The organism is Caballeronia sordidicola (assembly GCF_002220365.1).
In the GTDB taxonomy this organism is placed as follows: domain Bacteria; phylum Pseudomonadota; class Gammaproteobacteria; order Burkholderiales; family Burkholderiaceae; genus Caballeronia; species Caballeronia sordidicola_C.
Genome location: NZ_MTHB01000126.1, coordinates 120023 through 139720, shown reverse-complemented (window position 1 = coordinate 139720; position 19698 = coordinate 120023). Strand labels below are relative to the sequence as shown.

The following is a 19698-nucleotide window of genomic DNA, read 5'->3' as shown; positions in this document are numbered from 1 at the left end:
CTAAAGAACATGGCTCCTGCGATGAAAAATGAATTGCAGCATCGCACGGTGCTGCTGGATGAAGCGGTAGATGCGCTGATTACACGTGTGGACGGTACTTATATAGATGGAACGTTCGGGCGCGGCGGCCATAGCCGTCTGATCCTGACGAAGCTGGGTGAAGCTGGCCGCCTGATCGGGTTCGACAAAGACCCGTTGGCTATTGCTACAGCGACACAGATTCAGGATTCAAGATTTTCCATAGTGCATGAGAGTTTCGCCTCGTTAGCGGATGCCGCTGCCGAGCGAGGAGTCGAGAAAGTGTCGGGCGTGTTGCTGGATCTCGGGGTGTCGTCGCCGCAAGTGGACGATCCGGATCGAGGCTTCAGCTTCAGGGCCGATGGCCCGCTCGACATGCGGATGGACCCGAGCCGTGGCGAATCTGCCGCGCAATGGCTGGCGCGGGCAACGGTGCAGGAATTGACGGAGGTGATTAAAGATTATGGGGAAGAACGGTTTGCTTTTCAGATTGCAAAGGCGCTTGTTGCTCGCCGGGCAGAGTCCGATCGTCTTGGGCCTCTCGTCACCACGGGCGAGCTTGCCCAAATCGTGGGTCATGTCGTCAAAACCCGTGAGAAGGGTAAGGATCCGGCAACCCGCACCTTTCAGGCTATACGGATTCACATCAATCAAGAGCTTGCGGAGCTGCAAGTAGTTCTGGACGCAGCATTGGCGTTGTTGGAGCAAGGGGGGCGCCTCGTCGTGATCAGCTTTCATTCGCTCGAGGACCGGATCGTCAAACGCTTCATGCAGGCCCACGCGAGCGGGCCTGCGATCGACCGCCGCCTGCCGATTCGCGCCGCTGATCTACCCAGTCCGCCGCTCAAGCTGATTGGCCGTGTCTTTGCGTCTGACGCGGAAGTCGCGGCGAACCCGCGCGCGCGTTCCGCCGTGATGCGGATTGCCGAGCGTGTTACTGCGCAGACTACCGGGCAGACGGCACCATGAACCGTCTCAACATCTTCCTGTTGATCGTTGTGCTCGGCTGCGCGTTGTCGGCGGTGAGCGCCTCGAACAAGCAACGGCAGATTTTTATCAATGTGCAGCGGGCGCAGTCGGAAGAGCGTCAGTTGCAGCAGGATTTTTCGCAGCTTCAATATCAGCAGAGCGCGTTGTCGAAAACTTCGCGTATCGAGCAGTTGGCCACTACGTCCCTGAAAATGCAGCCCGTCACCACGGGCCGCACGCAATATCTGAACTATGACCCGGCGACGTCGAAGGCCACGGACGCGCCGTTGCCTGCGCCTGTTCCGGCGTCGGCTCCTCCCGCACGCGGGGTGAAACGATGAAACCGTCGCCAAAGAAAAACAAGGGCGTCGCCTTCACGCCCAATCCCATTCTCTCCGTGCGCCTCCCCATGTGGCGCTCGAAGCTCGTCGTGTTCATGCTGTTCATGGCATTCGTCGCGCTCGCGGGGCGTGCGTTTTGGATCCAGGGCCCGGGTAACGCCTTCTTCAAGAAGCAGGGTGAAAGCCGTTATCAGCGCACGCTCGAAATGCCGGCCACGCGCGGCCAGATCAAGGACCGCAACGGCCTCGTGCTCGCGACCAGTTTGCCGGTGAAGGCAATCTGGGCAATCCCCGAAGCCGTTCCCGACGATCTCGGCGCCGACAAGCTCGGCCAGCTCGCCACGCTGCTCGATATGTCGCCGAAGGAATTGCGCGCCAAGCTCTCCATGGACAAGACCTTTGTCTACGTGAAGCGCCAGGTGTCGATCGAGGTCGCGCAGAAAGTCGCGGCCCTCGACATCCCCGGCATTTATTCGCGTGGTGAATACAAGCGCTTCTATCCGGAAGGCGAGATCACGGCGCATCTGATCGGCTTTACTAATATTGAAGACAAGGGTCAGGAAGGCGTCGAACTTGGCGATCAGGGCGTTCTCGCCGGTACGCCGGGCATGCGTCGCGTGATCAAGGACCGGATGGGTCACATCGTCGAGGACGTGGACGAGCAAGTCGTGCCGCATAACGGTGACGACGTGGAGTTGTCGATCGACAGCAAGATCCAGTACATCGCGTACACGAACCTGAAAGCAGCCGTGGAGAAGTTCAAGGCGAAGGCGGGTGCGGCGATCGTGATTGACGTAAAGACCGGCGAAGTGCTGGCGCTCGTCAACTATCCGACCTACAACCCGAACGACCGCTCGCGTATGACCGGCGAGCAGTTGCGCAACCGGATCATGACGGACACGTTCGAGCCGGGCTCGATCATGAAGCCGTTCACCATTTCGCTGGCGCTCGATTTGCATCGCGTCACGCCGAACACGCTCGTGGATACCGGCAACGGTTCGTTCGTGCTCGACGGCGCGCGTATCACCGACGACTCGGGGTTCGGCGTGTTGACCGTGGGCGGCGTGATCCAGAAGTCGAGCAACATTGGCGCCACCAAGATCGCGATGCAGTTGAGGCCCGAAGAGATGTGGAACATGTATACGAGCATCGGGCTCGGGCAGGCGCCGAAGGTGGGTTTCCCGGGCGCGGTGTCGGGTCGGCTGCGGCCGTGGAAAAGCTGGCGCCGGATCGAGCAGGCGACCATGTCGTATGGATACGGCCTATCGGCGTCGCTGTTCCAGTTGGCGCGTGCCTACACGGCCATCGCGCATGACGGGCAGGTGTTGCCGGTCTCTATTTTCCGGACGCCGGGCGACGCGCCTGTGACCGGGCCGCAAGTGTTTGCGCCGACCACCGCGCGTGAAGTGCGCGCCATGCTGGAAATGGTGACGGCGAAGGGCGGCACGTCGCCGGATGCAGCGGTGCCGGGGTATCGCGTGGGTGGGAAGTCGGGCACGGCGTACAAACACGCAGGACGTGGCTACGATAAATCGCGGTATCGCGCATCGTTTGTCGGCATGGGACCCATGCCGGATCCGCGCATCGTGGTGGCCGTTTCAGTCGATGAACCGACGGCCGGCAGCCACTTTGGCGGCCAGGTGTCGGGTCCGGTGTTCTCGGCAATCGCCGGCGATACCTTGCGTTCACTGAACATTCCGCCGGACATGGCGGTGAAGCAGATGGTGGTGTCCGACGACCCCGCCTCCAGCACGCCTGCTACCGACATCAAGAAGCCGAACGCGACGAACACGAACACGAATGCACCGAAGAAGCTGAAGGTATCGACGAATCCGAAGAATCACCCGGGAGTCGTTCGATGAGCGGTTTGGACTTGGTCAAGCAGCAGACGCAGATCGCGAAAGCGGTCGAGTGGTTGCGTGCGCACGCGAGTGCCGATGCGCAATTGCATGCCGACTCGCGCTCACTGAAGCCCGGTGATGTGTTTTTTGCCTACGCCGTGGATGGAGCGGACAGCCGTCCTTTCATCGATGCCGCGCTCGAAAACGGCGCTGCTGCCGTGCTGTATCAGCCAGAGAATTTCAGCGGCAAGCCGGACGCGTCGCGTGCATTCGCGGTCAAGGCGCTGAATGAACTGGCCGGCCCGATTGCGTCGGCGTGGTACGGCGAGCCCACCGAATCCATGCTGGTCGCGGGCGTGACCGGAACCAACGGCAAGACGTCGTGCAGCCATTGGCTCGCGACGGCGCTGTCGGCGTTGGGAGCGCCGTGCGCGGTGGTCGGTACGCTCGGAAGCGGTATGCCGGGCAAGCTCGTGCATTCGGGTTTTACGACGCCCGACGCCCCGCAACTGCAACGCACGTTTGCTCAGTTCAAGATCGACGGCGCGAAGGCCGTGGCAATGGAAGTGTCGTCGCATGCGCTGCATCAAGGGCGCGTGAATGGCACGAAGTTCGACATCGCCATTTTCACGAATTTGACCCAGGATCATCTCGATTACCACGGCACGTTCGCCGCGTACGAAGGGGCTAAGGCGAAGCTGTTCGCGTGGCCGGCTTTGAAAGCTGCGGTCATCAATCGCGACGACCCGGCTGGTCAGCGTTTGATTGCATCGTGTCACGGCAGGACGCGAACGATTGCGTATGGAATTGTTGAAAACGCCGCTGGCGCTGAAGTGAAAGCCGACGCCGTATTGCTTGCCAGCCGCGTGCGCGCAACCGCTTCGGGCACGGCGTTCCACCTGAGTTCCGATTGGGGCGACGCCGACGTGGAAGTCGCGACGCTTGGCGAGTTCAACGTGAGCAATCTGCTCGGCGTGCTGGGCGCGTTGCTGGCGGCGCAGATTCCGCTCGACGCTGCGCTCGCGCAGATCGCGAAGCTCGAACCGGTGAGTGGACGGATGCAACGCCTCGGCGGCCGTTTGCAGAGCGATGAGCCGCTGGTGGTGATCGATTACGCGCATACGCCGGACGCACTCGAGAAAACGCTGGCGGCGCTGCGGCCGATCGCCGAAGCGCGTGGCGGTCAGTTGATCTGTATGTTCGGCTGCGGCGGTGATCGCGATGCAACCAAGCGTCCGCTGATGGGCGCTATCGCGGAGAAGAATGCGGATCACGTCGTGATTACCAGCGACAACCCGCGTGGGGAAGACCCGCTTGCGATCATCGATCAGGTTGCAGCCGGCTTTCAGGACGCGTCGAAAGCGCGCCGCATAGAAGACCGCGCGAGCGCGATCCTCCAGGCGATCCGCACCGCGGCGCGTGAGGATGTGGTCGTGCTGGCCGGCAAGGGCCACGAAGCCACACAGGAAATCATGGGAAAAAAGCGCGCTTTCTCCGATCAGGATCACGCACGCCTGGCGCTTGCCGCTCGCGCCACGCAAGCGCGCGGAGGTGGCGAATGACGCTGTTTACGCTAAGCGACGCCGCTTTGCAGATTCCGGGTGCAATCGTTTTCGGCGATGAAAACGTCACGTTCGACCGGGTATCGACAGATAGCCGCACGGCGGGTCCGGGTGATCTGTTCATCGCGATCAAGGGCGATCGTTTCGATGCCCACACTTTCCTGCCGCAAGTGGCGCAGCGAGGCATTGCCGCGGCGTTGGTCACGCGCACGCCGGACGATTTTCACGTGCCCGCGATCAAGGTCAGGGACACGCGTGTGGCGCTCGGCGCGTTGGCCCACGGCTGGCGCAAGCGTTTTACGATTCCGCTGATTGCGGTCACCGGCAGCAATGGCAAGACTACCGTCAAGGAAATGATCGCGTCGATCCTCGCGGCTGCTGTGGGCGAAAGCGCGCGACTTGCGACGGCGGGCAATTTCAACAACGACATCGGCTTGCCGTTGACATTGTTTCGTCTGAATGAAACGCACAAGCTGGCGGTCATCGAGATCGGCATGAATCACCCGGGCGAAACCGAAACGCTCGGCAAGATCGCCGCGCCGACGGTCGCTGTCGTCAACAACGCGCAGCGCGAGCATCAGGAATTCATGGCGACGGTGGAAGCGGTGGCGCTGGAGCATGCATCGGTGATTCACGCGCTGGCCGCCAACGGCACGGCCGTTTTCCCCGCCGACGACAAATACGCGAGCATCTGGCGCGTCGCCGCCACGGGCAATCCGAGTCTGGATTTCGCGTTGCATACGGACGCGTCGCAAACTGAAGCGGCGGTGACTGGAAGGCTGGTTGGCGCGACGCTCAAGATCAACACGCCGCGGGGCTCGCTCGACGTCGTGTTGCAGGTACTGGGCGAACACAACGCGCGCAACGCGTTGGCGGCTACGGCTGCCGCTCTTGCTGCGAACGTTTCACTCGACGCGCTCAAGCGCGGGCTCGAAGCTTTTGAGCCGGTAAAGGGCCGCCTGCAAGTAAAGCGCGCGGTGCTTAAACCGATCGAAGGCGCGACTGTTATCGACGATACGTACAACTCGAATCCCGACTCCATGCGCGCGGCTATCGACGTGCTCGCATCGCAACCGTCGCCGCGCGTGCTGGTCATGGGCGACATGGGCGAGGTCGGCGACCAGGGCCCCGCGTTTCATCGTGAAGTGGGTGCTTACGCGGCGCAACGGGGTATCGACGCGCTTTATGCACTCGGCGACGCGAGCATCGATTCAAGCAAAGTCTTCGGCCCGGCAGGACAACATTTCACCGATATCACCTCACTCATTGCAGCACTCACCGGCGCCGGCTTCGGACCCGACGCCACGTTTCTCGTGAAAGGCTCGCGCTTCATGCAGATGGAACGCGTGGTGGACGCCGTGACGAGTCCACACCAACCCGCAGCGGGCGCTACGCCTGCTGCGCAATGAAGAAGAAGGACCAGCATGCTACTCGCACTCGCGCAATGGCTTCAGAATGACGCCAGTTTTCTGCGCGTGTTTACCTACCTCACGTTCCGCGCAGTCGGCGCGACGATCACGGCGTTGTTCGTCGGCCTCGTTTGCGGTCCGTGGGTGATTCGCAAATTGACCTCTTTGAAAGTCGGTCAGGCCGTGCGTACGAACGGCCCGCAAACGCATTTGGTGAAGTCCGGCACACCGACCATGGGTGGCGTGTTGATCCTGTTAGGCATTGCATTTTCCACGTTGCTTTGGGCCGACCTGACCAATCGCTTCGTGTGGATCGTGATGCTCGTCACGTTCGGTTACGGCGTGATCGGCTGGGTCGATGACTACAGGAAGGTCGTGCATAAAGACCCGCGCGGAATGTCGTCGCGGGAAAAATATTTCTGGCAATCGGTGATTGGTTTGTTCGCCGCCGTGTATCTCGCGTTCAGTGTGTCGGAGGCGAACAACGCACGCGTGTTCGACCTGTTCATGGCGTGGGTGCGAAGCGGCTTGTCGATGGGCTTGCCCGCCCGCGCCGACCTGATGTTGCCGTTCCTCAAATCGATCAGCTATCCGCTCGGCACGTGGGGCTTCATCGCGATGACATACTTGGTGATCGTCGGTTCGAGCAACGCGGTGAATCTCACCGATGGCCTCGACGGTCTCGTCATCATGCCGGTCGTGCTGGTGGGCGCATCGCTTGGCGCGTTTGCTTATGTGATGGGTAGCTCGGTGTACTCGAAATACTTGTTGTTCCCACATATTCCTGGCGCGGGCGAATTGCTGATTTTTTGTTCTGCAATGGGGGGCGCGGGGCTCGCGTTTCTCTGGTACAACACGCACCCCGCGCAAGTCTTCATGGGCGATGTCGGCGCGCTCGCGCTCGGCGGGGCGCTCGGGACCATCGCCGTGATCGTACGGCAGGAAGTCGTGCTGTTCATCATGGGCGGCGTGTTCGTCGCGGAAACGGTGTCCGTGATGATGCAGGTGAGCTATTTCAAGTACACGAAAAAACGCTTCGGCGAAGGGCGGCGCATCTTCAAGATGGCGCCGCTGCATCACCATTTCGAGTTGTCGGGATGGAAGGAAACGCAAGTCGTCGTGCGCTTCTGGATCATCACGCTGATGTTGTGTCTGTTCGGTTTGTCGACGCTGAAGTTGCGTTAATAAGTTACGCAAATTCGTGCGTTGATTTTTAGTTGGTCGGGAAAAAGGTAAAGCGATGTTTGGCGAGAAGTTCTTCGATCGGCAAAGTCCGATGGTGCTTGTGCTGGGGCTCGGTGAATCCGGCCTCGCGATGACGCGCTGGTGCGCGCGTCACGGGTGCCGTCTGCGCGTGGCCGATACCCGCGCCACGCCGCCGAACCTGTCGGAACTCGCTGTGCATGGCATCGATGCGGAGTTTGTCGGCGGTCAGTTCACGCCGGCGCTGCTCGATGGCGGTATCGAGATTGTTGCAATCAGCCCGGGACTGTCGCCTCTGGCTGATGATTTGAGGCCGCTCCTCGACGCCGCGCGGGAACGCGGCGTCCCTGTGTGGGGCGAGCTGGAATTGTTCGCGCAAGCGTTGAAGTCGCTTGGCGCGAATGGCTATGCGCCGAAGGTGATCGCCATTACGGGCACCAACGGCAAGACCACGACGACCGCGCTGACCGGGCTGTTGTGTGAACGTGCCGGCAAGACCGCGGCGGTGGCGGGAAACATCAGCCCGGCGATGCTGGACAAGTTAAGTGAAGCAATCGACACCACCGCGCTGCCCGATGTCTGGGTGCTGGAGTTGTCGAGTTTTCAGCTTGAGACCGCACACTCGTTCGCGCCGGACGCTGCTGCTGTGCTCAACATTACGCAGGATCATCTGGACTGGCATGGCGGTCTCGACGCTTACGCCGCAGCGAAGGGCCGCATCTTTGGTGAAAAGACGGTGCGCGTGCTCAATCGTGACGACGCGCGGACCATGGCGCTGGGATCGGGAAATCCCGCGCTGGTGGTCACGTTCGGTCTGAACGAGCCGAAGCGTCTTGGCGACTACGGTCTGCTGCGCGAGAACGGTATCGCATGGCTCGCGCAAGGCAATGACCGCGATCTCAGCGATGAACCCGCGCCCGCGCGCCGGCGTAAAAGCGATGTCGCCGCTGAGCCGAATGTGTATTCGAAACGCCTGATGCCCGTCGATGCGCTGCGCGTTCGCGGTCTGCATAACGCGGCGAATGCGCTGGCTGCTTTGGCGCTCGCAAGGGCGATCAATTTGCCGCTCGCTTCGCTGCTGCATGGCTTGCGTGAGTACAAGGGCGAGCCGCATCGCGTGGAAGTGATCGCGCAAATAGAAGGCATTGATTTCGTCGATGACAGCAAAGGCACGAACGTCGGCGCGACGGTCGCGGCGCTCGATGGCTTGGCGCAGAAGACGCTGCTGATCGCGGGTGGCGACGGCAAGGGTCAGGATTTTTCGCCGCTCGCGGCGCCGGTCGCGCGTTGGTGCCGGGCGGTGATGCTGATTGGCCGCGATGCACCGCGCATTCGTGAGGCGCTGGCCGAAACGGATGTGCCGCTGCACGACCACACGACGCTTGAAGCCGCGACGCAAGCGGCGGCGCATCTGGCCCAGCCTGGCGATGCGGTATTGCTGTCGCCTGCGTGCGCCAGCTTCGACATGTTTAAAAACTACGCACATCGCGCGGACGTATTCCGGCAAGCGGTGGCGGACATTGCGGCAGAACGGGGAGTGATGTTATGAGCTGGTCCGAACGTTTTGGCTCGAAACTGACCGGTCAGCGCAACGCTGTTGCAAACGACAGCGCCACGCTCGGCGGCCGCACCTCGCGTACCGACCGCACGGGCGGCGTGGGTGGGCTTGGCGGTGTCGGTGCGCGCGTGGCAGAACGGGCGAACGGCATTTCGAGCGCGGTCAACGGCGTGACGTCCATCCGCTCGCGCATGCTCGACTACGACTACTCGCTGCTGTGGGTAACGATCACGTTGCTTGGCATTGGCATCGTCATGGTGTATTCAGCTTCGATCGCCATGCCTGACTCGCCAAAATACGCGCAGTACAAAGACTACTTCTTCCTGGTGCGTCACCTTGTATCCATCGCGACAGCTGTCGTGGCGTCGATCATCGCGTTCAAGATTCCAGTGTCGACGTGGGACAAGTACGCGGCGAAGTTCTTCTTGGCGTCGCTGTTCCTGCTCGTGATCGTGCTGATTCCGCACATCGGCAAGGGCGTGAACGGCGCGCGTCGATGGATTCCGCTTGGCATCACGAACATGCAGCCGTCGGAAATCATGAAGCTCGCCGTAACTATTTACGCGGCCAACTACACGGTGCGTAAGCAGGAGTTCATGAACAGCATCGGCCGCGGCTTTTTACCGATGGCCGTCGCGGTAGGTTTCGTCGGCGCGTTGCTGCTGCTCGAACCGGACATGGGTGCGTTTATGGTGATCGCGGTCGTCGCCATGGGTGTGCTGTTCCTCGGCGGCGTGAACGCCAAGCTGTTCGGCGGCCTGGTGGCAACGGCCGTTGGCACGTTTGCATTGCTCGTGTGGGCATCGCCGTGGCGTCGTGAACGGATCTTTGCTTACCTCGATCCGTGGGACGACCGCTATGCACAAGGTAAGGCGTATCAGCTCACGCACTCGCTGATCGCGTTCGGCCGCGGCGAATGGTTCGGCGTGGGACTGGGCGGCAGTGTCGAGAAGCTCAACTATCTGCCGGAAGCGCACACCGACTTTATCCTCGCGGTGATCGGCGAAGAACTCGGCTTTGTCGGCGTGCTGGTCGTGATCCTGCTGTTCTATTGGATCGTGCGGCGCGCGTTTGAAATCGGCCGTCAGGCGCTCGCGCTCGACCGTACGTTTGCTGGTTTGATGGCGAAAGGAATCGGCCTGTGGTTCGGTGCGCAGACCTTCATCAACATGGGCGTAAACCTCGGTCTGTTGCCGACCAAAGGCCTGACCTTGCCGCTGGTGAGCTACGGCGGTTCGGGCATCTTGCTGAACTGCGTCGCGATCGCTGTGCTCATGCGCGTGGACTACGAAAACCGGGTGCTCATGCGCGGAGGGAAGGTATGACGGTTTCGACGTCATCTCGCGCAGGCACGCTGATGGTGATGGCCGGGGGCACCGGGGGACACGTGTTCCCGGGGCTCGCGGTCGCTCACTGGATGCAGGCGCGCGGCTGGCGTGTGGTGTGGCTCGGCAACGCGTCGGGCATGGAAGCGACGCTCGTGCCGAAGCACGGCATTGCGATGGAGTACGTGCGCTTCGGTGGTGTGCGAGGCAAGGGCCTCAAGACGAAGCTGATGCTGCCGGTGAACCTGCTGCGCGCCTGCTCGCAAAGCCTGCACGCGCTGCGCAAGGTGAAGCCGGACGTGGTACTCGGCATGGGCGGATATATCACGTTTCCGGCGGGTTTGATGTCGAAGCTGAGCGGCACGCCGCTCGTGCTCCACGAACAGAATTCGATCGCAGGACTGGCGAACAAGGTCCTCGCGCATGTGGCAAAACGCGTGCTGGTCGCGTTTCCGAATGCGCTGCCAAATGCTGAATGGACCGGAAATCCAATTCGTGCGGAACTTGCCGAGGCTTTGCCACCCAAAGAACGCTACGCCGCGCGGAATGTGGATGCTGACGCGCGTCTTAACGTTCTGGTCGTCGGGGGCAGTCTGGGTGCAGCCGCTTTGAATGAAACCGTACCTAAAGCGCTCGCGTTGCTCGACCCCGCAACGCGTCCACGCGTCGTGCATCAAGCAGGCGCGAAGCATATCGATGCGTTGAAAGCGAACTATGCGACAGCGGGTTTATCGGCGGATGACCATGTTCAACTGGTGCCGTTTATCGACGACATGGCGAGCGCCTACGCCGCAGCGGATCTCGTGATCTGCCGCTCGGGCGCGATGACCGTATCGGAGATCGCAGCCGTTGGCGTGGCGGCGTTGTTCGTGCCGTTCCCCTTTGCCGTCGATGACCACCAGACCACCAACGCTGCGTTCCTCGCTAATGCGGGCGCGGCCCACTTAATACAACAACGCGATTTGTCGGCGGAAAAGCTCGCTGGCTGGTTGCGCGAACAGACCCGCGAGACGCTTGGCCACATGGCAGTGAAAGCTCGCGCCCTGGCGAAACCCGACGCGGCTGAACGCGTCGGCCGGGTCTGCGCCGATGTAGCCGGCTTGAGCGCGCTGATACAAGCGCCGAAGGAAATCCAGCCATGAAACATATCGTCAAACACATTCACTTTGTCGGCATCGGCGGCGCGGGGATGAGCGGCATTGCGGAGGTGTTGCTCAACCTCGGCTATCAGGTCAGCGGCTCGGATCTGACGAGCAACGGCGTGACCGATCGCCTCACCACGCTGGGTGCACGCGTGGCGATCGGGCATCGGGAAGAGAACATCGACGGCGCGAATGCCGTGGTCGTGTCCACCGCCGTGCGCTCCGATAACCCCGAAGTGCTGGCCGCGCGCCATCGCCGGATTCCGATCGTTCCGCGCGCCGTGATGCTCGCGGAACTGATGCGCCTGAAGCAGGGCATCGCGATTGCCGGAACGCACGGCAAGACCACGACCACGTCGCTGGTGGCCAGCGTGCTGGCCGCCGGCGGCCTGGATCCGACCTTCGTGATCGGTGGCCGATTGATCAGTGCGGGCGCGAATGCGCGGCTCGGTACGGGCGATTTCATTGTGGCCGAAGCCGATGAATCCGATGCGTCGTTCCTGAATCTGTTTCCGGTGATCGAAGTCATCACGAACATCGATGCCGATCACATGGACACATACGGCCACGACTTCGCGCGGCTGAAGCAGGCGTTTATCGAATTTACGCACCGGCTGCCGTTCTACGGCATTGCGGTGCTCTGCGTGGACGATCCGAACGTAAGAGAAATTCTGCCGTTCGTGTCGAAGCCGATCATCCGATACGGCCTGGGCGCCGAAGCGCAAGTGCGCGCGGTCAATGTGCAAGCGCGCGACGGCAAGATGCATTTCACGACGCTGCGTGAAGACGCGACGCCTTTGGATATCGTTTTGAACCTGCCGGGCACGCACAACGTGCAGAACGCGTTGGCTGCAATTGCGATTGCAACTGAACTTGAAGTCTCAGATGCCGATATCCAGAGGGCACTCCAGGAATTCACCGGTGTAGGCCGGCGTTTTCAGCGGTACGGCGAAGTGAACGCGAAAGCGTCCGAAGGCGGTGCGTACACGCTGATTGACGACTACGGCCATCACCCGGTCGAAATGGCCGCGACGGTCGCGGCGGCACGCGGTGCATTTCCTGGCCGGCGTCTCGTGCTCGCGTTCCAGCCGCATCGGTACACGCGCACGCGCGATTGCTTCGAAGACTTCGTGCGGGTGCTGTCCACGGTCGACGCGCTCGTGCTCACCGACGTCTACGCGGCAGGCGAAGCGCCGATCGTCGCCGCCGATGGCCGCGCGTTGGCTCGTGCGATTCGGGTGGCGGGGAAAGTGGAGCCGGTGTTTGTCGAAACGGTGGATGAGATGCCGGACGCGATTGCCACGCTGGCACGCAATGGCGACGTAGTGATCACGATGGGGGCCGGTTCTATCGGCGGCGTATGCGCTCGGCTGACGACGCAAGTTCAGGATTCGAAGGTTTTGAAATGACGAGTAACGTAATCGACCCCAAGGTGTTCGGCAAGGTGGCTGTGCTGCTGGGCGGGGAAACCGCTGAGCGCGAGGTATCGCTGAATTCGGGACGTCTCGTGCTGCAAGGATTACGCGATGCCGGCATCGACGCGCATCCGTTCGATCCGGCGGAACGGCCGCTGGCCGAGTTGAAGTCCGAAGGGTTTGCGCGCGTGTTTATCGCGTTGCATGGCGGCTATGGCGAGAACGGCCAGTTGCAGGGCGCGCTCGACTTCTACGGCATCAAGTACACGGGCAGCGGCGTGCTCGGTTCGGCACTTGGTCTCGATAAATTCCGCACGAAGCTGGTTTGGCAGCAAACCGGCGTGCCCACGCCGCCGTTCGAAGTCGTGATGCGCGGTGACGATTACGAAGACGCGGCGCAGCGGAGTATTGCGAGGCTCGGTTTGCCGCTGTTCGTGAAGCCGGCGAGCGAGGGATCGAGCGTCGCGGTGATCAAGGTGAAGAGCGCGGAAACGCTGGTGCCGGCGCTGATCGAAGCGGCGAAGTTCGACAAGATCGTGCTGGTCGAGAAGAGCATTGAAGGCGGCGGTGAATACACATGTTGTATCGCGGGCGACCTCGATTTGCCGATCATCAAGATCGTGCCGGCCGGTGAGTTCTACGACTACAACGCGAAGTACATTGCCGACGACACGCAGTACCCGATTCCCTGCGGCCTCACGCCCGCCGACGAAACGCGCATGAAGCAGCTCTCACGCCGTGCGTTCGACGTGCTCGGCTGCACCGACTGGGGCCGTGCCGATTTCATGATGGACGGCGACGGCAATCCGTACTTCCTGGAAGTGAACACCGCGCCGGGGATGACGGACCACTCGCTGCCTCCTAAAGCGGCGCGGGCCGTCGGGATCAGCTACAAGGATCTGGTGGTGAAGGTGTTGTCGCTGACATTGCAGGATTGAGACGTAGAAAATGTGGAATAACGTTCGCCAACTGAACCTCACGGCCAACGCACTGCACGTATTGCTCGTGTTCGTGCTGCTTGGGGCCGCCGGTTACTGGGCGATCCAGCGGCCTGAGTTCCGCCTGCGCGAGATCCAGATTGACGGCGACACGTCGCACATCAATTCGCCGACAGTGCGCGCGAGCGTGGTGGGACATTTGAAGGGCAACTACTTCACTGTCGATCTCGACGCCGCACGTGCCGCGTTCGAACAGATGCCGTGGGTGCGCCACGCGAGCGTGCGGCGCGTGTGGCCGAATGCACTGTCGGTAACGCTGGAAGAATTCAAGCCGCTCGGCACATGGGGCACGGATCAACTGGTCAGCGTTGACGGCGACCTGTTCACGGCGAACCAGGGCGAGCTCGATGACGACTTGCCTGCGTTCGAAGGACCGGACGGATCGGCGAAAGAAGTGGTGGCGCGCTATCACGATTTCACGAAGTGGTTTGCACCGCTCGACGCGCATCCGGAAGAAGTCATCTTGTCGCCGCGATATGCGTGGACAGTGAAGCTTTCGAACGGGACGCAGATCGAATTGGGGCGTGAGCGCAATCAGGACACGTTGTTTGATCGCAGCCGACGGTTCGTGGCGGCGTGGTCGGCGGTGACGGGGCGGTGGGGAAATGACATCGAGTACGCGGATTTGCGCTATCCGAACGGCTTTGCGATCAAGGCCGCCGGCATGCGCTTCATCAGCGACACCGACAAAGCGAAGAAGTAAGCAGACATCACAGGCAATGAGCACCCTATGAGCAAAGACTACAAAGACTTGCTGGTCGCCCTCGACATCGGGACGTCGAAGGTGGTGGCTATCGTCGCCGAGTTGAAAGGCGAAGGCCACTACGAGGTGATCGGGCTCGGGCAAAGCGACTCGAAGGGATTGAAAAAGGGCGTTGTCGTCAACATCGAGGCGACCGTCCAGTCGATCCAGCGAGCGCTCGAAGAAGCCGAACTGATGGCCGATTGCAAGATCACGAACGTGTTCACCGGCATTGCCGGCAGCCACATTCGAAGCTTCAATTCGAGCGGCATGGTCGCCATCAAGGACAAGGAAGTCACGCAGACGGATGTGGCGCGCGTGATCGAAACAGCCAAGGCGATCAACATCCCGACCGATCAGCAGGTGCTGCATATCCTGACGCAGGAATTCATCATCGACGGCCAGGAAGATGTGCGCGAGCCGATCGGCATGAGCGGCATCCGCCTGGAAGTGAAGGTGCATATCGTGACGGGCGCGGTGAGCGCGGCGCAGAACATCGTGAAGTGCGTGCGCCGTTGCGGCCTCGAAGTGAACGACCTGATTCTCCAGCCGCTGGCGTCGTCGCTGGCGGTGCTGACGGAAGACGAGAAGGAACTGGGCGTGGTGCTGGTGGATATCGGTGGAGGCACGACCGACATCGCAATCTTCAGCGAAGGCGCGATTCGTCATACAGCGGTGATTCCTATCGCCGGCGATCAGATCACGAGCGACGTCGCGATGGCGCTGCGTACGCCGACGCCCGATGCGGAAGATATCAAGGTGAGCTACGGGATCGCGAAGCAGGCGCTCGCCGATCCGGATGAAATGATCGAAGTGCCCGGACTCGGCGAGCGCGGTCCGCGCACGCTGTCGCGGCAGGCGCTGGCGGCTGTGGTCGAACCGCGCGTTGAAGAACTGTTCTCGCTCGTGCAGCAGGTCGTGCGCGAGTCGGGCTACGAAGAATTGCTGAGCAGCGGCGTGGTGCTGACCGGTGGCGCATCGATGATGCCCGGCATGGTCGAACTCGGCGAAGACATCTTCCTGAAGCCGGTGCGTATCGGCGTGCCCGAATACGCGGGCGGTCTGGCCGACGTGGTTCGCAATCCGCGCTATTCCACCGCGATGGGTTTGCTCGTCGAAGGTCGTTCGCAACGCATGCGTGGCCGCAAGGTTGCCGTGCAGTCCGGATCGATGGGACAGGTTTTGGGACGCATGAAAGATTGGTTCCTGGGAAATTTCTGAACACAAAGAATTCGCGCTGGTGCCGGCGGCTGGCGCGCGACAAGAGGTTGCCCGATCTCTTGCCGAATAACGCCGATTTTCATTCTTGACGGAGGCAATATGGATTTCGAAATGCTGGAAACGGAAACCAACGGAACGATCATCAAGGTCGTTGGTGTTGGTGGTGCAGGTGGAAACGCAGTGCAGCACATGATCAATCGCGGGGTCCAGGGCGTGGACTTCATCGTAATGAACACGGATGCGCAGGCGCTCGCGCGTTCGCGTGCCACCCAGGTGATCCAGTTGGGCAACACGGGTCTCGGGGCTGGTGCGAAGCCGGACATGGGCAAGGCCGCAGCGGAAGATGCGCGTGAGCGTATTGCCGATGCATTGCGCGGCGCGCACATGGTGTTCATCACCGCAGGCATGGGTGGTGGCACGGGTACGGGTGCAGCACCGGTCGTGGCTCAGATCGCCAAGGAAATGGGTATTTTGACCGTAGGTGTGGTCAGCAAGCCGTTCGAGTTTGAAGGCGGCCGCCGCATGCGCGTGGCTGAAGCGGGATCGCAGCAACTGGAGGATCACGTCGACTCGCTGATCGTCGTTCTGAACGACAAGCTGTTCGAGGTGATGGGCGATGACGCTGAGATGGACAAGTGCTTCCAGTGCGCTGATGACGTGTTGAACAACGCTGTTGCCGGCATCGCGGAAATCATCAACGTCGACGGGCTGGTCAACGTCGACTTCGAAGACGTGAAGACGGTGATGGGCGAGCAAGGCAAGGCAATGATGGGCACGGCGACGGTCGCTGGTGTCGATCGTGCGCGCCTGGCTGCAGAACAAGCCGTGGCAAGTCCGCTGCTGGAAGGCGTGGATCTGTCGGGCGCACGCGGCGTGCTGGTGAACATTACGTCGAGCCGTTCGCTGCGTTTGTCGGAAACGCGTGAAGTGATGAACACGATCAAGTCGTATGCAGCAGAAGACGCGACCGTGATCTTCGGCGCCGTGTATGACGACGCCATGGGCGACGCTCTGCGCGTGACGGTTGTTGCAACGGGCCTTGGCCGTGCAGCGAAGAAGCAACAAGCTGCACCGATGACCCTGCTGCGCACCGGCACGGACAATGCGCCGATCGCGCACGCGCAGCATAGCTACGCACCGCAGCAATCGAACGGCACGGATTACGGCGCGCTGGATACGCCGGCTGTGTGGCGTTCGTCGCGTGAAACGGCGGCTTCGCACGTGCAGGCGCTGCAGGAAAAGGGCGTGGATACGTACGACATTCCGGCGTTCTTGCGTAAGCAGGCAGACTGATGATTTTTGCCGGGGGCGGATGGTTTTTGTATTAAACGCCCATAGGCAAAAGCGTCAGGCGAAGGTCGTGCTGCCTCAGGCTTCAGGCCGCGTCTGCTGGACGCCAGGCCGTGGTCGAGTGACCGCTTCGATTATGTTCATCATCGTCTATATTGGGATGAGATCGAACTGTCGAGCTGTGAGAGCGGGCGTGGCGCGACGACGTTGGCGTGGTGATGTGTGATGAATCAAGTAGCAAATCGCTGGCGTGACCAGCACTGACTCAGTGAAAGGCCGATCCATGATCAAGACAGGTGAAACGCTGCCCGACGAACGCCTCTTCGAATTCATCGACGTGGCGACGGAGGGTTGCGCCGTGGGACCGAACGGTTTCTCGGTGCGCGAGCGGACGGCGGGCAAGCGCGTGGTGATCTTCGGATTGCCGGGCGCGTTCACGCCCACCTGTTCCGCCAGGCACGTACCAGGTTTTATCGACAATGCAGAGAAGCTGGCTGCGGCGGGTATCGATGAAATCTGGTGTGTCTCCGTCAACGACGCGTTCGTGATGAGCGCGTGGGGACGCGATCTTCAAACCTCGGGCAAGGTGAAGATGATCGCCGACGGCAGCGCACGTTTTACCCGAGCACTCGGCCTGGAGCAGGATTTGTCGGAGCGTGGCATGGGAATTCGCTCCCAGCGTTACGCAATGGTGGTCGAGGACAGCGTGGTCAAGACGCTGAATCTCGAAGCACCCGGCAAGTTTGAAGTCAGCAGCGCTGAGAGCGTACTGGCGACGTTGGGCTGATGTTTCAAGCGATGTTGAGTTGATGTTGGGCCCGTTTCAGGCCGATAGGGCGAGCGTAGTGTTGCATCCGTGCCACATAAATTGATGCTCGCACGCTCTCTTGAAATGCGCCGCAACAAAGTCGAAACAAAGCCGTAACGCGGTGCCGATGTCCGGGAATGCCTCCATTCCGGTCATCGGCCCGACCCTGCTCGTTTTCGCGTGGCAAAGCAGCTGGCGTGCCGAAATTACCCGGTAACTTGGAGAAACAAGTTGCGAGGTTCCGTCCGGGACGACGCGAAGCGATTAGAGTATACTTCGCGCTATTGAATACAAATTCACGATTGATTCTCTCAATCGAGAGTCACAATCGAAGCGAAAAAAATCATGTTGAAGCAGCGAACCATTAAAACCATCGTCAAAACCGTCGGAATCGGCCTGCATTCGGGTCGTAAGGTGGATTTGACGCTTCGGCCCGCGCCGGCTAATACCGGTATTGTCTTTGCGCGTATCGACCTGCCCGTGCCGGTGGACATTCCCGTGTCGGCCCTGGCTATCGGTGACACGCGCCTCGCTTCGGTGTTGCAGAAAGACGGCGCGCGCGTGTCGACCATCGAACATTTGATGTCGGCATGTGCGGGACTGGGTATCGACAATCTGTATGTCGATGTCACGGCTGAAGAAATTCCGATTATGGATGGCAGCGCTGCTTCGTTCGTGTTTCTGATTCAATCGGCTGGCATTGAAGAGCAGAACGCGGCAAAGAAATTTATCAAGGTGACGAAGCCGGTAGAAATCCGCGACGGCGATAAATTCGCGCGTCTCGATCCGTATTTCGGCTTCAAACTGAAATTCACCATCGATTTCCGCCATCCGGCTGTTGATAAAACCGGACAGGCGCTTGAAGTGGATTTTGCGAATACGTCCTATGTCCGAGATATTGCCCGGGCACGAACGTTCGGTTTTGCACACGAAGTCGAAATGATGCGCGAACTCGGTTTGGCGCGGGGCGGCAGTATGGATAACGCCATCGTGCTCGACGAATACCGGATTCTGAATAACGACGGTTTGCGTTATGAAGACGAGTTTGTGAAGCACAAGATGCTGGACGCAATTGGCGACCTGTATGTGGTCGGTCATCCGTTGTTGGCGTCTTACGCTGCTTATAAGGGCGGCCACGCAATGAATAACATGTTGCTGCGGGAATTATTGGCGCATGAAGACGCGTATGAAATCGTTACGTTCGAGGATAAACAAGCGGCACCGCGTGGTTTCGCTTTCGATACTCAAACAGCGTTCGCGTAAAGTATTTGGCAAGTCAGAATGAAATGAGCGGCTGCTTTCGAGCGCCGCTCATTTTTTTTGTGCTTTCGCGTGATGGCGCGCGGCCATTTTAGCGAGCGCTTCCTGAAGCGGCGACGGCTCGAGGGTTTCAGCGAGCGTTTGCAGGGCATCGGCCCCGGCGGCTGACATGCGCGCTTGCTTGGGTGGCACCACATCTTTCATCGCCTGCGGCCGTACACGAATCTTCAGAGCATTCACCGCCCAGCCGCGTTGTTGCAAATCCACTAAAAGACGCGGTTCAATGTGCCTAAGGCGCGCGGCGAGCGCATTATGTCCAGCGAAAAGCGCCAGCACGCCATCTTTAATGAAACCTGGTTCCACGTTGGATCCAAGATAATCGGGCAGGAGCGCCACCAGATCGCGTTGCAGCGCCGTCACTTGCTCCACGCCGGCACGCAGTGCAAGAAACTCGCTGGTGCGCCCGAGCACTTCCGTCAGCGCCTGTGGCTTGCGTGGATCGAAGCGTGGCGGAGGCCTTGAATTCGGGGGATATCGGCTCATTTTTGAATCTGTGGGGCTGGCGGGGACGCGCTGATTGTAACGCTGCGCACCTT

17 protein-coding genes are annotated in these 19698 nt (G+C 60.7%); 16 read left to right on the top strand and 1 reads right to left on the bottom strand.

All coding sequences use genetic code 11. The features are described 5' to 3' along the window. Positions 1-9 precede the first annotated feature (9 nt). From rsmH to lpxC, 16 genes are all read left to right on the top strand, one after another. Positions 10-987 (top strand): 16S rRNA (cytosine(1402)-N(4))-methyltransferase RsmH, encoded by a 978-nt coding sequence (gene rsmH, locus BSU04_RS21350; protein WP_089162477.1) that lies wholly within the window; start codon positions 10-12, stop codon positions 985-987. Then, on the top strand, positions 984-1328 hold the full coding sequence (ftsL, locus tag BSU04_RS21345; RefSeq protein WP_089162476.1) for a cell division protein FtsL: 345 nt from the start codon (positions 984-986) through the stop codon (positions 1326-1328). Before rsmH ends, ftsL begins: the two co-directional genes overlap by 4 nt. Next, positions 1325-3190: a peptidoglycan D,D-transpeptidase FtsI family protein gene (locus BSU04_RS21340; protein ID WP_089162475.1), complete on the top strand. Its 1866-nt coding sequence runs from the start codon at positions 1325-1327 to the stop codon at positions 3188-3190. The genes ftsL and BSU04_RS21340 overlap by 4 nt, the downstream gene beginning before the upstream one ends. Further along, a complete protein-coding gene (locus tag BSU04_RS21335) occupies positions 3187-4731 on the top strand; it encodes a UDP-N-acetylmuramoyl-L-alanyl-D-glutamate--2,6-diaminopimelate ligase (protein ID WP_089162474.1) in 1545 nt (514 codons plus the stop codon). The genes BSU04_RS21340 and BSU04_RS21335 overlap by 4 nt, the downstream gene beginning before the upstream one ends. Beyond that, positions 4728-6140, top strand: coding sequence for a UDP-N-acetylmuramoyl-tripeptide--D-alanyl-D-alanine ligase (locus tag BSU04_RS21330; protein ID WP_089162473.1), 1413 nt, complete (start codon positions 4728-4730; stop codon positions 6138-6140). The genes BSU04_RS21335 and BSU04_RS21330 overlap by 4 nt, the downstream gene beginning before the upstream one ends. 15 nt (positions 6141-6155) lie before the next feature. Continuing rightward, positions 6156-7325, top strand: coding sequence for a phospho-N-acetylmuramoyl-pentapeptide-transferase (gene mraY / locus BSU04_RS21325; protein WP_089162472.1), 1170 nt, complete (start codon positions 6156-6158; stop codon positions 7323-7325). A gap of 55 nt (positions 7326-7380) precedes the next feature. Continuing rightward, positions 7381-8892, top strand: coding sequence for a UDP-N-acetylmuramoyl-L-alanine--D-glutamate ligase (gene murD, locus BSU04_RS21320; protein ID WP_089162471.1), 1512 nt, complete (start codon positions 7381-7383; stop codon positions 8890-8892). After that, positions 8889-10226, top strand: coding sequence for a putative lipid II flippase FtsW (gene ftsW / locus BSU04_RS21315; RefSeq protein WP_089162470.1), 1338 nt, complete (start codon positions 8889-8891; stop codon positions 10224-10226). The genes murD and ftsW overlap by 4 nt, the downstream gene beginning before the upstream one ends. After that, positions 10223-11368, top strand: a complete 1146-nt coding sequence (gene murG, locus BSU04_RS21310) for an undecaprenyldiphospho-muramoylpentapeptide beta-N-acetylglucosaminyltransferase (RefSeq protein ID WP_089162469.1) — start codon at positions 10223-10225, stop codon at positions 11366-11368. The genes ftsW and murG overlap by 4 nt, the downstream gene beginning before the upstream one ends. Then, a complete protein-coding gene (murC, locus tag BSU04_RS21305) occupies positions 11365-12777 on the top strand; it encodes a UDP-N-acetylmuramate--L-alanine ligase (protein ID WP_089162468.1) in 1413 nt (470 codons plus the stop codon). Before murG ends, murC begins: the two co-directional genes overlap by 4 nt. Beyond that, the gene (locus BSU04_RS21300) at positions 12774-13721 is read left to right on the top strand and encodes a D-alanine--D-alanine ligase (protein WP_089162467.1); all 948 of its coding nucleotides are present in this window, start codon (positions 12774-12776) and stop codon (positions 13719-13721) included. Before murC ends, BSU04_RS21300 begins: the two co-directional genes overlap by 4 nt. 10 nt (positions 13722-13731) lie before the next feature. Continuing rightward, positions 13732-14484 (top strand): cell division protein FtsQ/DivIB, encoded by a 753-nt coding sequence (locus BSU04_RS21295; protein ID WP_089162466.1) that lies wholly within the window; start codon positions 13732-13734, stop codon positions 14482-14484. 27 nt (positions 14485-14511) lie between these two features. Then, complete coding sequence (gene ftsA, locus BSU04_RS21290; protein WP_031360698.1) at positions 14512-15744, top strand: cell division protein FtsA; 1233 nt, start codon at positions 14512-14514, stop codon at positions 15742-15744. Between the two features lie 99 nt (positions 15745-15843). Next, entirely contained in the window at positions 15844-17037 is a 1194-nt protein-coding gene (gene ftsZ, locus BSU04_RS21285; protein WP_089162465.1) for a cell division protein FtsZ, read from the top strand. Between the two features lie 280 nt (positions 17038-17317). Further along, positions 17318-17821 (top strand): peroxiredoxin, encoded by a 504-nt coding sequence (locus tag BSU04_RS21280; RefSeq protein WP_089162464.1) that lies wholly within the window; start codon positions 17318-17320, stop codon positions 17819-17821. Positions 17822-18187: 366 nt separating this feature from the next. After that, the gene (lpxC, locus tag BSU04_RS21275) at positions 18188-19105 is read left to right on the top strand and encodes a UDP-3-O-acyl-N-acetylglucosamine deacetylase (RefSeq protein WP_089162463.1); all 918 of its coding nucleotides are present in this window, start codon (positions 18188-18190) and stop codon (positions 19103-19105) included. Between the two features lie 48 nt (positions 19106-19153). On the opposite strand, the gene BSU04_RS21270 is transcribed toward lpxC, so the two are convergent. Then, the gene (locus BSU04_RS21270; RefSeq protein WP_089162462.1) at positions 19154-19645 is read right to left on the bottom strand and encodes a DciA family protein; all 492 of its coding nucleotides are present in this window, start codon (positions 19643-19645) and stop codon (positions 19154-19156) included. Positions 19646-19698: the final 53 nt, after the last annotated feature.

Bases quoted from the DNA above. Each gene is read 5' to 3' on its own strand.
- rsmH (WP_089162477.1), top strand. From the start codon at position 10: ATGGCTCCTGCGATGAAAAATGAATTGCAGCATCGCACGGTGCTGCTG.
- ftsL (WP_089162476.1), top strand. From the start codon at position 984: ATGAACCGTCTCAACATCTTCCTGTTGATCGTTGTGCTCGGCTGCGCG.
- BSU04_RS21340 (WP_089162475.1), top strand. From the start codon at position 1,325: ATGAAACCGTCGCCAAAGAAAAACAAGGGCGTCGCCTTCACGCCCAAT.
- BSU04_RS21335 (WP_089162474.1), top strand. From the start codon at position 3,187: ATGAGCGGTTTGGACTTGGTCAAGCAGCAGACGCAGATCGCGAAAGCG.
- BSU04_RS21330 (WP_089162473.1), top strand. From the start codon at position 4,728: ATGACGCTGTTTACGCTAAGCGACGCCGCTTTGCAGATTCCGGGTGCA.
- mraY (WP_089162472.1), top strand. From the start codon at position 6,156: ATGCTACTCGCACTCGCGCAATGGCTTCAGAATGACGCCAGTTTTCTG.
- murD (WP_089162471.1), top strand. From the start codon at position 7,381: ATGTTTGGCGAGAAGTTCTTCGATCGGCAAAGTCCGATGGTGCTTGTG.
- ftsW (WP_089162470.1), top strand. From the start codon at position 8,889: ATGAGCTGGTCCGAACGTTTTGGCTCGAAACTGACCGGTCAGCGCAAC.
- murG (WP_089162469.1), top strand. From the start codon at position 10,223: ATGACGGTTTCGACGTCATCTCGCGCAGGCACGCTGATGGTGATGGCC.
- murC (WP_089162468.1), top strand. From the start codon at position 11,365: ATGAAACATATCGTCAAACACATTCACTTTGTCGGCATCGGCGGCGCG.
- BSU04_RS21300 (WP_089162467.1), top strand. From the start codon at position 12,774: ATGACGAGTAACGTAATCGACCCCAAGGTGTTCGGCAAGGTGGCTGTG.
- BSU04_RS21295 (WP_089162466.1), top strand. From the start codon at position 13,732: ATGTGGAATAACGTTCGCCAACTGAACCTCACGGCCAACGCACTGCAC.
- ftsA (WP_031360698.1), top strand. From the start codon at position 14,512: ATGAGCAAAGACTACAAAGACTTGCTGGTCGCCCTCGACATCGGGACG.
- ftsZ (WP_089162465.1), top strand. From the start codon at position 15,844: ATGGATTTCGAAATGCTGGAAACGGAAACCAACGGAACGATCATCAAG.
- BSU04_RS21280 (WP_089162464.1), top strand. From the start codon at position 17,318: ATGATCAAGACAGGTGAAACGCTGCCCGACGAACGCCTCTTCGAATTC.
- lpxC (WP_089162463.1), top strand. From the start codon at position 18,188: ATGTTGAAGCAGCGAACCATTAAAACCATCGTCAAAACCGTCGGAATC.
- BSU04_RS21270 (WP_089162462.1), bottom strand. From the start codon at position 19,645: ATGAGCCGATATCCCCCGAATTCAAGGCCTCCGCCACGCTTCGATCCA.